Annotated in this window: 7 protein-coding genes and 4 pseudogenes; all 11 read right to left on the reverse strand. The window is 56.7% G+C overall.

All coding sequences use genetic code 11. From position 1 onward, the window contains the following. Positions 1–227: 227 nt before the first annotated feature. A complete protein-coding gene (locus H6A34_RS06000) occupies positions 228–1,250 on the reverse strand; it encodes a uroporphyrinogen decarboxylase family protein (RefSeq protein ID WP_205104145.1) in 1,023 nt (340 codons plus the stop codon). Positions 1,251–1,351: 101 nt separating this feature from the next. Next, on the reverse strand, positions 1,352–2,950 hold the full coding sequence (locus tag H6A34_RS06005; protein WP_205104147.1) for a sodium:solute symporter: 1,599 nt from the start codon (positions 2,948–2,950) through the stop codon (positions 1,352–1,354). A gap of 210 nt (positions 2,951–3,160) precedes the next feature. Beyond that, positions 3,161–3,775: pseudogene (locus H6A34_RS15385) on the reverse strand (corrinoid protein); the annotation flags it as partial. 270 nt (positions 3,776–4,045) lie between these two features. Beyond that, positions 4,046–5,134, reverse strand: a pseudogene (locus H6A34_RS15390) (homocysteine S-methyltransferase family protein); the annotation flags it as partial. Between the two features lie 48 nt (positions 5,135–5,182). Beyond that, a pseudogene (locus H6A34_RS15395) lies at positions 5,183–6,256 on the reverse strand (corrinoid protein); the annotation flags it as partial. Between the two features lie 145 nt (positions 6,257–6,401). Beyond that, complete coding sequence (locus tag H6A34_RS06020; protein ID WP_205104149.1) at positions 6,402–8,645, reverse strand: glycoside hydrolase family 31 protein; 2,244 nt, start codon at positions 8,643–8,645, stop codon at positions 6,402–6,404. Positions 8,646–8,762: 117 nt separating this feature from the next. Further along, entirely contained in the window at positions 8,763–10,574 is a 1,812-nt protein-coding gene (locus tag H6A34_RS06025) for a right-handed parallel beta-helix repeat-containing protein (protein ID WP_205104151.1), read from the reverse strand. Positions 10,575–11,045: 471 nt separating this feature from the next. Beyond that, positions 11,046–11,597, reverse strand: a pseudogene (locus tag H6A34_RS06030) (zinc-binding dehydrogenase); the annotation flags it as partial. A 117-nt stretch (positions 11,598–11,714) separates the two neighbouring features. Continuing rightward, complete coding sequence (gene fucP, locus H6A34_RS06035; protein WP_239480782.1) at positions 11,715–12,833, reverse strand: L-fucose:H+ symporter permease; 1,119 nt, start codon at positions 12,831–12,833, stop codon at positions 11,715–11,717. After that, entirely contained in the window at positions 12,834–12,992 is a 159-nt protein-coding gene (locus H6A34_RS14945) for a l-fucose:H+ symporter permease (RefSeq protein ID WP_021947364.1), read from the reverse strand. A gap of 48 nt (positions 12,993–13,040) precedes the next feature. After that, positions 13,041–13,964 carry an amidohydrolase family protein gene (locus H6A34_RS06040; protein ID WP_205104153.1) on the reverse strand — a complete coding sequence of 308 codons (924 nt, stop codon included), beginning with the start codon at positions 13,962–13,964 and terminating at the stop codon, positions 13,041–13,043. Positions 13,965–13,998 lie beyond the last annotated feature (34 nt).

Below are 13,998 nucleotides of genomic sequence, written 5' to 3' on the forward strand. Positions count from 1 at the left end.
CGGGGTAAGATAATTCATATGTGGTCATTGTTTATGTTTTAAGTAGTTAAGTAGTTAGGGAGTAAAGGAGTTAAGACGAATGTTTTGTTTAATGAATAATTAATAATGAACAATGAATAATCACGTTTGCCTGTTCCGGTAATGGATTTTTCATTCTTCATTTTTTACTTTCTGCTTTTCATTTAACAGAGCATTTGTCTTAACTCCTTTACTCCTTAACTCCTTAACTACTGTAGATTATTACTGCTGTTATTCCATCTCTCCACCTCGTCGAAAAAGGCGTCGATGTTTGCCAGTGGAGTGTGCGGCGGAGTGTCGCAGCCGCTGGATATGACGAAGTTATGGAATCCCTCCATGCGCTCCAGCAGTTCTCTTGTGGCGCGGCGCATACCTTCCGGGGTGGCGTCCTTGAACAGCGATACGGGGTCGAGGTTACCCATCGAGAGCGCCGTTGCCGGCACGTCGCGCGTTACCTCGGCCATGTCGCACTTGTTGCCGAAGTGGTATGCGGCGGCTCCCGTTGCCGTCATGGCGTGGGTACACTGTCCCGTGTTGCCGCAGTTATGCAGCACTACGGCAAAAGTGTCGTCCTGTACGGCCTCCACCACGCGCCTTACGTACACCGAGGAGAAGGCCATGCAGTCGTCGTCCGACAGCAGTCCGGCCGCCGGTTCGGCCATGACGACGCCAGCCGTGCCCGCCTCTTTCAGCGCGATGCAGTATTTCAGGATGAAGTCCGTACACTTGTCGAGCAGCTCGCGTGCGGCGTCGGGCCGCTCGATGATGAGCATCATTATCTCCGACATGTCGTAGAGCCTGCCCGCCAGCGAGAACGGCCCTATGCATCCGGCCAGCACGGGGCGGTCGGTTATGCGCCGCGCTGCCGCCATGTTGGCCCTGATGTACTCCGGCACGCGCCCCGCGCGCAGCGATGGCACCCGCAGTCCGCCGATGTCTTCAGGACCGTTGAGCAGGTGGCTGCGCACTGCCGGCACCTCGTCGGGCTCGAACACGATGTCGGCGCCGAAGGCCTCGGCCTCGACCGTGAGGTCCATTATTACCGTAGCGGCAGCCGTAGGATACCTCTCGGCCACGGCGCATACCGCGTCGGCATGCACAAGTCCGTCGGTCACGGCGTCAACTACGCGTTTCCCGATGATTTCTATTCCCGGATGAGTCATTATCGGCACGGCTGCCACGGGGCGGCCGGCGATGAGCGAGCGCATCCATTCAGTGATGTTAGTTGTCATATTTCGATGTATTGTTTGACTGTAGGCGTGCCGTCGGGCGCCGGCTGCGGCTGTCGTGGAAAGGCAGGTCACGTCAGACGGCGGCCTTACGGCGCGTACTTTTAGTTAAAGAACACGTATAGCGCTATCATTACGATGGCCAGCAGCGTCCAGCTTACTATCACGTCGCGCTTCGGGCGCTCCCTGAGTACGGTAACCTTTGGCTCTTCCGTGGCGGCCTTGTTACACAGGCTGACGATTACCATCTCGGCAATAAGCACCACGAAGATGTAGAACGAGAGCATCATGAAGTGTATGTGGTCGGCCGCTCCGGGTATTACCCAGAGGTAGAGAATGCCCGTTCCGATACTGAATATGGTGCCGAAGGTGAGCGTGATGTTGGCCGCCAGCGTGGTGCATCGCTTCCAGAACACGCCCATTACGAACACTGCTGCCATTGGCGGGGCGATGAAGCTGAGCACCGACTGGAACACGTTAAAGAGGTTCATGCCCTTAATGTTGTCAACGGCGACGGTTATCACTATCGACACCAGCGCTCCGATGATGGTCACAATCTGTCCCGTGCGGGCTATCTCGGCCTGTGTGGCGTTGGGTCGGATGTTCTTCACGTAGATGTCCATCGTGAATACGGTGCTCAGGGCGTTAAGGGCGGAGCCGATGGTGCTTATCAGCGCGGCGGTGAGCACTGCCAGAACGAGGCCCACCATGCCTACGGGGAAGAGGCTTGACACGAGCGTCATGTAGGCGTTGTCGGGGTCGATGGTAGCGTTTCCGAAGAAACCTGTCTTCAACAACGCGAAGCATACTATGCCGGGAACGATGTAGATGGCCACGTCGAGGATTTTAAGCCAGCCCGTGAAGTTGGCCCCGCGCTGTCCCTCGCTAAGGTTCTTTGCAGCCAGCACGGGCTGAACCATAGACTGGTCGGTGCACCAGAACCACAGGCCCGATATGGGATAGCCCAGCAGGATGGGCAGCCAGGGGAAGTCCTTGTCCGTGTTCGGCTGAAAGAGTTTCCAGTATTCTGACGGCACGATGTCGGGATTCGCCAGCACGGCTATGCCTCCCGTAAACGAGTCGCCGCCCAAGCGGTATATTCCCATGAACGTAAGCGTGGCCGATACGACGATGAGCAGCACCATCTGGTACACGTTGGTGTAGGCCACGGCCTTGAGTCCGCCGAGCATGGTGAAGAACGCCGAGATGGCCAGAAGCATGAAAGCCGACATCCACATTGGTATGCCGAACACCTGGCGGATGATTATGCCGCCGGCGAAAAGGGTCAGCGCGAGCCACGATATGAGGATGGTCACGATGGTGTACCAGGCCAGCATGTTGCGCGTTGACTGCCCGAAGCGCAGGCCCATGAACTCTGGCAGCGTCGATACGCGGCTGCCCAGGTAGCGCGGGGCGAAGACAAAGGCCAGCAGGGCTATGAACACGAAGGCGTACCAGGCGTAGTTGCCCGACACGATGCCCGTGGTGAAGCCGGCGCTTGCCGACGCGATGAGCATTGACGGGCCGACGTTGGTGCCCCACATGGAGAAGCCTATGTGGTGCCAGCGCAGCGAGTTGCCCGCCAGGAACTTGCCGCTGCCCTTCTTGCTCTTTGAACTTGCCCATACGCCTATCAGCAGAAGGATTACGAAATAGGCGGCAAGGATGGCCCAGTCGAGGGCGTGTAATGATTGTGTTGTCATGGAATTATTCTTTAAAATATTGTTTTATTCTGTAGTTAAAGGAGTTAAAGTAGTTATCACTCGCTTTCGCTCGTTCAGTAGTTAAAGTCATTACCCCCGCCGTGATAAGGCATATTGTTGCCGTTGCAGGCATTATATGTTTTATGTCACGATAGCTGCAAAGGTATTGACTTTAACTACTCTAACTACTTTTAACTACTTTAACTACTTCTATTTACCTAATAAAATCTTCGCCACCTTCACCGCTTCGTTGGCGTTGTCGCTGTATCCGTCGGCTCCGATTTCCTCGGCGAAGGCCTGGCTGACGGGCGCGCCGCCCACCATTATCTTCACCTTGTCGCGCAGACCGGCGTCCTCGATGGCGCGGATTACGTCCTTCATGTAGGTCATTGTGGTGGTCAGCAGGGCCGACATGCACAGAATGTCGGCGTGGTACGACTTCACCGCCTCCACGAACTTGTCGCTCGGAACGTCTATTCCGATGTTGTCGACCTCGAAGCCGCTGCCCTCGAGCATTGACGCAACGAGGTTCTTGCCGATGTCGTGCAGGTCGCCCTTCACCGTGCCGATTACCACACGGCCGATGGTTGTCGACGCGCTGCCAGCCAACATGGGCTTCAGCAGTTCGAGCGCGGCCTTCATGGCGCGGCCCGCCATGAGCAGCTGGGGCACGAAGGCCTTGCCGTCCTGGAAGCGCTGGCCCACCTCGCCCATGGCGCGTATCATCTGGCCGTTGATTATGTCCTGCGGAGCGGCGCCCTCGGCAAGTGCCGCGCGGGTGGCCTCTACGCACTGGTCGGCCTTGCCCTTGAGTATGGCGTCAAAGATGGCGTCGGCGCTTGACGGCGCAGGGGTTTGTCCGCCGTTTTGCGAAAGGCCGTCTTTTGCGGTGTCATTGACGGTCTTTTGGCCTGTGAAAGACGGTCTTTCGGAAGGCGAAAGATGGCCTTTTGCAACGCCTTGACTGTCAGACTGTTGCGCAGCTGAGTCCTTGTCAGCTCGTCTGCTTGTCAGCTCGTCAACTTGTCTGCTCGTCTGCTTGTATATTGAATGGGTAGAGAGGCGCAGTCCCTTGATAGGTTCCACCATCTCGGCCAGGCGCCGTATGTGGGCGTCCGTGGTGCCGCAGCAGCCTCCGATGATGTCGGTCACGTGGCGTTCGGCAATGCTCCACATCGCTGCCTGCGTCATTTCGGGCGTCATGGGGTATCTGCCAGAGGCGTCGGGCTTGCCTGCGTTGGGGTAGAGCGATATGAGGTAACCGGTACGTGAACCGAGCCTCTCGAGCACGGGCACGGCCGTCAGCGGGTCGGGACAGCAGTTTACGCCTACCGACAGGATGTCGTCGCCGGCCACGCTGTCGATAAACTGCTCTACAGATTGCCCCAGCATGTTTACGCCGTCGCCGTTAACGTTGGTGAAGCTGAGCATTATCGGAACGTTTCTGCCGGCCTTGCGTGCGGCGTTGCGTGCCGCTTCGACAGCCGCGCGGGCGTTCTCGATGTCGAAGATCGTCTCTATCAGTATCACGTCTACGCCGCCTTCAATCAGCGCCTCAGCCTGTTCGGCGTAGGCTTCGGTCAGCGTGCTGTAGCCGAATGCGTGCCATCCGGGCTGCGTAGTGTCGGTAGCCAGTGAGCAGGCCTTGTTCGTCGGCCCCATCGAACCGGCCACGAAGCGCGGCTTTTCGGGCGTCTTGGCCGTGTATTCGTCGGCCGCGCGCCGTGCCAGTCGGCATGCTTCGAGGTTCATTTCACGGCAATACTCCTCCAGACGGTAGTCGGCCATCGACACACGTTGTGCGTTGAACGTGTTTGTCTCGATGATGTCGGCGCCGGCGTCGAGGTACATCCTGTGGATGTCAAGCACGATGTCGGGGCGCGTAAGGCTGAGCAGGTCGTTGCAACCGAGCACGTCAACGGGGTGGTTGGCGAAGCGCTCGCCGCGGAAGTCTTGCTCAGACAGCCTCCTGGCTTGTATCATCGTGCCCATTGCGCCGTCAAGAATGAGCAGGCGCTCCCGGGCAATCTCCTTGAGGCTTGGCCTATCAGGCTCATTGGTTTTATTAGCCTTATTGGCCGAATTAGCCTGATGGGCCTTGTTGGAGAGGGCGGCAAACTTGCGCTCGGCCTCGTCTATTATTCTGTTTACGGCCTGGTCGTCGCTCAGGTCGTCAAGGTTTATGACTTGTCTGCTTGTCTGCTTGTCTGCTGAAGAACTTGTTTGCTGAAGAACTTGTCTGCTATCAGACTGGTATTCCTCGACTATGCGCATGGCTTTCTCCACCTCGTCCTCGTTGTGGAAGTCCATTTCCAGGTGCACGCCGTCGCCTCCGATGTTGTCAAGCAGCGGCCGCAGCTCGTCAAGCGTTACCCAGCAGGCCATTATGCTCTTGCCTGCGGCCAGGATTTTACGGTACAGGTCGTACCACTTCGGCGACCCACCCTGCGGCTCGCCGACGCCCGGCGTCCACTGAATGGCGTTCAGCTCTTCTATCTCGAGCAGCGCCGGCAGGTGGTGCAGCGCGCCCACGCCGTCGAGATGGTACAGCGTGTAGTCAATCTTCTGGCACTGCTGGCGTATGAACGGCTGCACGAAGCGGCGGTAGTCGTCAACGCTTATCATCGTGGATATGTCGCTTTGCAGCTTACTCATCTTGCCCGGAGCCCACGAAGAGAAGTAGCAGAAAGCCATTTCGTCGCCCTCGCGGATGATGTCGTACAGCTCGTCGAACACTTTGAAGTAAATGTCGTTAATCTGTTGCATCTGATGCTCCAGCACGTCGGGCTGTGTCACCGTGTCCATCAGCACCTTGTCGGTGCCTTTCAGGGCGGCAAGCACGTCCATGCCCTCCATCAGGTCGGGCATACCAACGTAGTAGTTGCCCTTCGCCTTCTCCTTGCACGCTTTCAGCAAAGCCTTGTGCAGCAGGTAGTTTGGGTGCTCGGGGTTAAATGTTATGTCGTCTTTGAACTGCGGGTCGGGGTGTATCCAGATGGTATCTTCGCCCCCTTCGAACACTCCTCCGAGTATTGCGGCCAGCGAGCCGGGGCCCAACTGCGTGTTGGCAACGGGAAGCATGTCGGCCTTAAGACAGCTGTGCGCCACGTACCAGTCAAGGTATTCGGCACGCCATTCGGGGTCGAACCATTTTTGGTTGAGGTCTTTCGGCGCTGGTGGCGCGGGCACGTCGGCGTGCGGTTTGACGCCTTCCTGGAAGTGTTCCCACATGTTCAGGATAATGCCTTTATGGTTCCACCAGTTTATGTATCGTTGTTTGGTCTCTTCAAGGTTAGTCTTCCACATATTTAATTATGAGTTAAGAATTAAGAAAATATGACTCTAGAAATTAAGAATTAAGAGTTAAGAATTAAGAAAATGTGCTTTGTTGGTTGTACATCCTCAAAGTCATATTTTCTTAATTCTTAATTCTTAACTCTTAATTCTTAACTTATATCTCCGTTCCTTTGAACGTTTCGTCTATAACGAGGTTTACGGTCTTCGTCAGGTCCATGTCGTCCGTGCAGTCAACCGGTTCCGGATAAACAGGTATTATGGCGCCTTCGCGAACGTAGACGGGCATTAACTCGAGCGGCACTTCAAGGTCTTTGAGCCACCGTCCGCCGTCAATGCGTTCGCCGGTGAAGAAGTTTACCCACTTGCCTTCAGGCAGATAGACGTCGCGCCGGCCCTCGCTGTTCATCACGGGAGCCACGAGGAAGTCGTCGCCGAAGTAGTACTCGTCGTCGATGTGCCAGCAAATCTTGTCCTCGGGGTGATGGAATATCAGCGCCTGGAGCACCGTAGAGCCGCCCATAGTCGCCTTTTCGCTTTCTCGAAGGATGTATGGTATGAGCTTGTAGCGCAGCTGCCACCACTTCTTTACTATCGGCGCGATGGCCGGATAGTGCCAAGGCTCGCGCTTGCTTGTGCCGTGGTAGCGTATGTGCGACGAGAATACGCCGAACTGTGTCCAGCGTACGTACACGTCGTCGCTGACCGGTGAGTTCATGAAGTTGGGCAAAGAGTGGAATCCCGGCACGTCGTGGCTCCAGAAAGCGAAGCCCGACAGACCGAAGTGAAGTCCTCCTTTGAGCGACCCGGCCATGCCGTCCCACGAGCTGCACGAGTCGCCTCCCCAGTGCAGAGGATACCTCTGGCAGCCTGCCCAGGCGGCTCTTGCCCAGATGATGCCGTCGCCCGTCACTTCTTTCGTTACCTCGTAGGCCGCCTTTTGGTAAAGCAGGGCGTAGAGGTTGTTGAGCAGTTCGGGCTTCATGTTCTTGTAAACGGCGTCCATGTGGATGTTTTCGCCGAAGTCGGTCTTTATCGCCGCCACGCCCATATTAAGCAAACGGCGCAGTAGGTTCTTGTACCACTCGGTTGCCTCGGGGCTTGTGAAGTCGATTGTGCCGGCATAGTCGAGCGCCGAGAAGTTCGAGCCTTCGCCCTGTTGCTGTTTAGTGAGGGTGCAGATGTAGTGGTTCTCGCGTGCCTCGGTTATCTGTTCGGCGTCCTCGGCGACGTAAGGCAGCTGCCAAAGTGTGACGCGGAAGCCCTTGTCCTTCAGCCCCCGGATGAACTTCTCGGGGTCGGGGAAGCGCTCTTCGTTGAACTTCCATTCGCACAGCCAGTCCGTCTTGAACCATCCTGTGTCAAGATGTATCACGTCACAGGGGTAATGTTCGCGCCTCATACGGTCGCAGATTTCGTCCACTTCGTCGGCGCTGAAGTATGTCATGCGGCTCATCCACACGCCGAAGCTCCACAACGGGGGCATTGACGGATAGCCCGTCAGGTCGCGGTAGCCGCGTATTATCTCCTCGAAAGAGTCGCCGCCGATGAGGAATACGTCAAGCATTGCCTGGCGGCTGAGGAACTGCACCGAGCGTGTTGACATCCCGGCGAGCGACAGTTTGCCGTGGGCGCAGGTGTGGTAGAACGCTCCGTACATGCGGCTTGATACGTAGAAAGGAATGTTTTTGTACGTGCGGCGGTTGTTTACGCCCTGTCCGTCCTGGTTCTTGAGGTAGAACGTCTGTCCGCTGAGGTCCATTTTCATGAAGCGTTCGCCCGTTCCGGCGAAGCATTCGTCGGCCTTGCACTCGAAAGACATCGTCGCGCGCTCCTTCTTTCCGTCAAGTTTGCAGAAGGCAAGGGGCAGCGCATCGTAGCGCGGAGGCGAGAAGTGGTCGTATGCCGCGAGACGTATCTCGCGCTGTCCGTCGGGGAACAGGCGCAGGTCAAGTGTCTCCTGCGGGTCCGGCAGCAGTGTGCTCCAGCGGTCGAGCACCGGCTCTTTCATGTTGATTTCAGCCCTCTTTACGCCGTCGGGGTCGGTTATTGTCCACGTGCCGTCGGCAAAAGACGCGCTCAGGGGCACTTTCCTGACCCTCTGGCTGAACTGGAGTATCTCCGATTCGTCGGTCATCTGCTCTTCGCCGAAGCCTATGAAGAGGCGCAATATCTTCGGTTCATACTGTCGTATAACCAATGTATATTCCTCTTTCGGTATTGAAGTGTCGGCTGCCATGTCGTTGGCGAGCACTTGTTTCTGGAAAGGAACGCTGACCAATATGTCGCCGTCGCGTTCGCTTACGGCCGTCGGCTTGTAGGCTTTCCACAGTGATTCGTCACGCCTGAGGTCGGTGTCGAAGTCGAGGAAATCGAACAGGTGGTAGTTTGTAGGTATCATATTTATTTTCAGTTAAAGGCAAATGATTTGTTTATATGAATCAAGGAGTTATGCGGTTAAGGAGTTAAGACGACAGCCTTGGCGGCAAAATGATTCTTCATTATTCATTCTTAATTCTTAATTTACTTTCAAGTCAGGTCCCGGTTGGTTGTATCCTATGCGCCTTTCAGGCATGTCGTTGTCGTAAACGGTGAAGCCGTCGGTAGCCTCGTCGAAGTAGATGCAGAAGGCACGTTCGTTCGTTGCGTACGGCGCATCTGCCGGCAGGCTTATGTGGTTGCCGCTGATGGTGGAGCCGGGCTGGTTCGACAGGGTGTATATTCCGCCCGCATCGTACAGCTGTCGGGCGTAGTTGCTCACGTCGTTGCCGGTTATGTGGTTGTCGCGCATGCCTGTTTCGAGAGCCGTCCAGCCCCATCCGAGGGCTATACCTGAATAATTGACGTTCGTAACACGGTTTTGTACTATGTTTGTTTGCTTAACATATCCTGCGCTGATGGCGGCGCAACCCCAGTCCTCGTTTGTCGCGTCGTCAATTACGTTGTTGCTTATCGTTATTTCCGAGCAGATGTCCTGCGCTATGGCGGGCGAGTAGGGTAGGTGCGTCTCGAAGCCTTCCTCGCCGAAATATCCGGCCATCACGGCGGTGCCTCCAATGTCGTTGAAGGTGCAGCGGTCAATAGTCGAGCCGCTTACGGCATACTCAAGGTCGACGGCCGAGGCTCCTACGTGGGCGAAGCGGCAGCCGTTGAGCGTTATGCCTGAGGCAAACCGTGCCTTGAAGGCGGCCTCCGGGCGGGCTATCCACGCCTGGTTCTCGAGCGCGGCCTTGTGGGGCAGGCCCGGTTTGTCGAGTTTGTAGGCGTCAATCAGTCGGAATCCGCCCTGCAACGTCACGTGTCCTTCATTTAAGGGGCGTGTCCATGCGGCGTGCTCGAACGTCACGTTGTCGAAGCGTATGTGGCTTACGGGGCGCTCGCGTGTGCCGCTTATCTCGACGAGATTGTCCATAGCGGGCACGACGAAGTCCGTACCGGCCATGTCCTCGCCGTCTTTCGGATAGTAATATATTTGTCCCGAGGGATAGTCCTGGTACCATTCGCCCGGCTCGTCAACAAGTTCGAGGGCGTTGTTGAGGCTGAACGACGAGTTGCCTCGCTCTCCTCCGATTACCGGTTGAGGCCAGGGATGGGCAAATTCGAGGCGGCTTTCGGGCTCGTGAAACCATACCTTGGTCTGTCCGTTGCCCATGTTCTCCATCCTTCTCACCCTTAGTATTGCCACGGCCCAGCGCTGGTGGACGAGCATTTCCAGCTGTCCGGCGCGGCTCAGGTCCGTCTCCGGCGTGGGTATCGTTATGCTTTCGTCAGTAGGGTTGAAGTCGGTCATGCGCTCCATTCGGTACTCGCCGAATTGCGTCGAGCGCAGAGCCTTGCGGCCGTCGGCGTACATCTGGCGTGCGTAAACGATTCGGTTGCCCTGCATCGGAGCGTCGCTTACCCACAGCCTGCCTCTTGCCTTGGCGGCAATCCGCGGGTCGTCGTCCGCTTTGCGCCATCCCGTCACGCTTGTGCCGCCGCTGATTACGGCCGGCGTTGAGCCTTCGCCGCGTATCACGGTGGGCGAATCAGCCGTGCCGCTGTCTTCCGGACGGATGAACACGGGGCGGTCGAGGCGGTACGTTCCGCCGCGTAATATAATGTTAACGCCGCCCCGCAGCTTGTCGTCAAGTTCCAGTCGGCGCCATTCGCGGGCCATCCTAAGCGCGGCGTCGATGGTTTTCAGCGGTGCGGCAGACGTGCCTTGGGCAGTGTCGTTGCCATCGGTCGGCGATACGTAGATGTCGCCGGCAAATACGTAGATGTCGCCGGCAAATACGGAGGTGTGGCAGCATATTACGAATAATGCTGAGCAGATTATTTTTTTCATTTATGTTATTAGATTATTCTGTACGGCAAATATAGTGAAAGATGAGCGCAATGGCAAGAAAAAACAAAGTTTTTTAACTTGACATTGCCGAACCGCATCCTATGTTCGCATGGCAAATATAGTGAAAGGTGAGCGCAATGGCAAGAAAAAAACAAAGTTTTTTAACTTGGCATTGCCGAACCGCATCCTATGTTCGCATGGCAAATATACGTAAAAGCGGTGATATTGACAAATAGTCAGGCTTTTTTGTTGCCGCAGGCCGCGTTTCCGTACAGTCTGTCCTGCCCGTAGCGGCCGCGGAAGGCCGCCTTTCGGCTTGCGGAAAGCCGTCTTTTGTCATGCAAAAGGCCGTCTTTCGGGTGGTAAAAGACTGCCTTTTGGCAACTCGCTGGTTTTCAGCTATATAGCAGCTGGTGGCCGACGCCTGCCCGGAAGCCCGAAAGATGTTCCGTAGCAAGGGCGCCATGCCGGTCAGAACTCTACGAGAATGCGGAACACCTTGCCCGGATTCTCGCTCCATTCCTTCATCGCCACGGCTGTGTCCTCCGGCTTCACGACGCGCGAAATGAACTTGTCCACCGGATACCGTCCAGTCTTTATGCAGTTGATGACTGCACGGAAGTCTGACGGCGTGGCGTTGCGCGAGCCCCTTATGTCGAGCTCTTTCTGTACGAACAGCTTTGTCTGGAACGACACCTCGCTCTTGGCGTAGCCTATGCAGGTCACGCATCCGGTGAAGCCTACCTCGTTGACGGCCATCACGTACGTGGCCGGACTGCCAACGGCCTCAATCACCACGTCGGCGCCAAGTCCGTCGGTTATCTCCTGTATGCGGGCGTGCACGTCCTCGGTCATGGTGTTCACCGTGTAGGTCGCTCCCGCCTGGCGGGCCAGTTCCAGCTTCTCGTCGTCGATGTCGGCTGCTATTACCGTGGCGCCGCGCAGCGAGGCCCGCACTACTGCGCCCAGGCCTACCATTCCGCAGCCTATCACCATGACGAACGTACTGTCCGTAACGCCGGCACCGAGCGCCGGCCTTTCGATTTCGGCCACGCCGATTTCCAACGGCGCGGCAATACGTACTGCTTTCATTATTACGCTATGTTTATGTTTGATTCATGTTAGCGAAAAGCCGGCAAGTCATGCCGCGCTGTCCGTCCGGCGGCATCTGCGCCATCCGTAATACGCACAGAAGGCGAAGCATACCATCGGCACGAGGTAGGCGATGTGGTACATGTCCTCGTTGACGTGCATCACGTAAGCCGTAAACTGCGGCAGGCAGGCGTTGCCCACGATGGCCATCACGAGGAAGGCCGAGCCGCTCTTGGTCTGCGCCCCCAGGCCTTGCAGGGCCATGGAGAACTGCGTAGGGTATATGATTGACATGAAGAAGGACACGGCAAGCATGGCGTACAGGCCGACGTGGCCGCCGAATATGCAGATGACCACGCACAGCGCCATCAGCATGAGCGAATAGAACAGGAGCATGCGCTGCGGGCTGAACCGCACCATGAGCGCCGTGCCTACCCACCGCCCGACGAGAAACGCCAGCATGTAGAAGCCGAAGAACGTGGTGGCCGTGGCCTCGTCAAGGCCTGCGTAGACGCAGCAGTAGACGAGGAACAGGCTGTTGATAGCCGTCTGTCCGCCGTTGTAGAAGAACTGGGCGATGACGCCCCAACACAGGTTGGGCTGTTTCAGGACGGAGAAGTCGATTAGTTTTTGCCTGCCATTGCCGCCCGGAGCGCCGTCGGCACCGTCCTGTTCGTCGGCAATCTTGGGGAATTTCGTCATCACGAACACCAGCGCCACTACCAAGAGCAGCAGTCCGAGGGCGAGGTATGGCAGCCTCATGGCCTCCGTCTCGTGCTGTATGTATGCCTCCCAGCCGCCTTCGTAGCCGGCGGGAAGGGTATCGCGGGTGTAGTTGTTGCCGCTAAGCACGAGCTTGCTGAGGAACATCGCGGATATGAACGCGCCCAGCCCGTTGAACGACTGGGCAAGGTTGAGCCTGCGCACCGCCGTGTCCGGACTGCCCAATACAGTGACGTAAGGGTTAGCCGCGGTCTCGAGGAAACACATACCTGTGGCTATGATGAAGAACACGCACAGGTAAACACCGTACGAGCCAACCATAGCGGCGGGGAAAAACATGAACCCGCCGAACGCCGCCAGCGACAGGCCGAACACTATTCCGGCCTTGTAGCTGTAACGCTTCATGAACATCGCTATCGGTATCGGGAATATGAAATAAGCCAGCTAGTAGGCGCTCTCGGTAAACGAGGCCTCGAAGGCGTTGAGCTCGCAAGTCTTCATGAGCTGCCTTATCATCGTAGGCAGAAGGTTGCTGCTGATGGCCCATAGGAAGAACAGGCAGAATATGAGCGTCAGCGGCACTGCGTATTTGTTCTTTTTCATCTTTTGTGTCTTGTCTGTAAATGGTATTAGGTTGCTGTAAAGTTGCCGTCATTCGGACATGTTTTTCACGTAAGGCAGGTCGGGCAGCGCGCCGAACCCGTAGAAACGGCGTGCGTTCTCTCCGAGGAAGAGGGCTTTCTCCATGTCGGTAAGCCCGTCGGCCTTCAGTATGAAGTCATAAGACATCTTGTACGTGATGGCCGTTATAGTGCGCGGATAGTCCGACCCCCACATCAGCTTGTCGGCGCCGACAGTGTCGATGGCCTTCCTTATGGCGAGCACCGCCCCTTTGAAGGGGTAGAACTCGGCGTTGAACAGCCACGTTATGCCGCCTGACTCTATCATGACATTGTCGTTGAGGGCCAGCCTGAGCTGCCCTTCCCAGCCCCGAGCGGTCACCATTCCGAAGTGGCCTATGGCTATCTTGAGGCGCGGGCACTCCTGTATAACCTCCTCGATTTCCGCCGTCTGCATGTTGTCCTCGGCCAGGCAGACGGACAGTATCATGCCGTTGTCCTCCATATAATGGAACATGTCCATCATTTCCGGCGAGTTGAGCATTACACGCTTGCCGTCGGTTATGAGCCTGTGGCCCGGCACCGCCATGCCCTTGAAGCCCCTGGCGCTGAGCGCCTTGGCCTCTTCGGCGGACTTTCCGTTGAAATAATCGCACAGGCCGAACACCTCGAAGCATTCGGGATACATGCGTTTCACCTCCGCGAGATAGTCGTTCTGCGGGCCGTCGATAAGCTCCTGCACCACCACTGCGCCTCCTACGCGGGCATAGTTCATGTTTGACAGGAATACTTCGGCCGTGTTACGCCCGTCGACCATGAACGGAGGGAGCATTTGCACTTCCTCGGTAAGGAAGAACGAGCGCCCGTCGTGCGTGGTACGTATGGGCATGTTGTTCCACGATGTGTCCTGGCGCAGCCACAAATGTGAGTGCGCATCAATTATAGTCAGAGCCATGTGTCCTTGTTTTTGTTATCGTTACGTGCCGCGG

Source organism: Marseilla massiliensis (assembly GCF_016899855.1).
In the GTDB taxonomy this organism is placed as follows: Bacteria; Bacteroidota; Bacteroidia; order Bacteroidales; family Bacteroidaceae; genus Prevotella.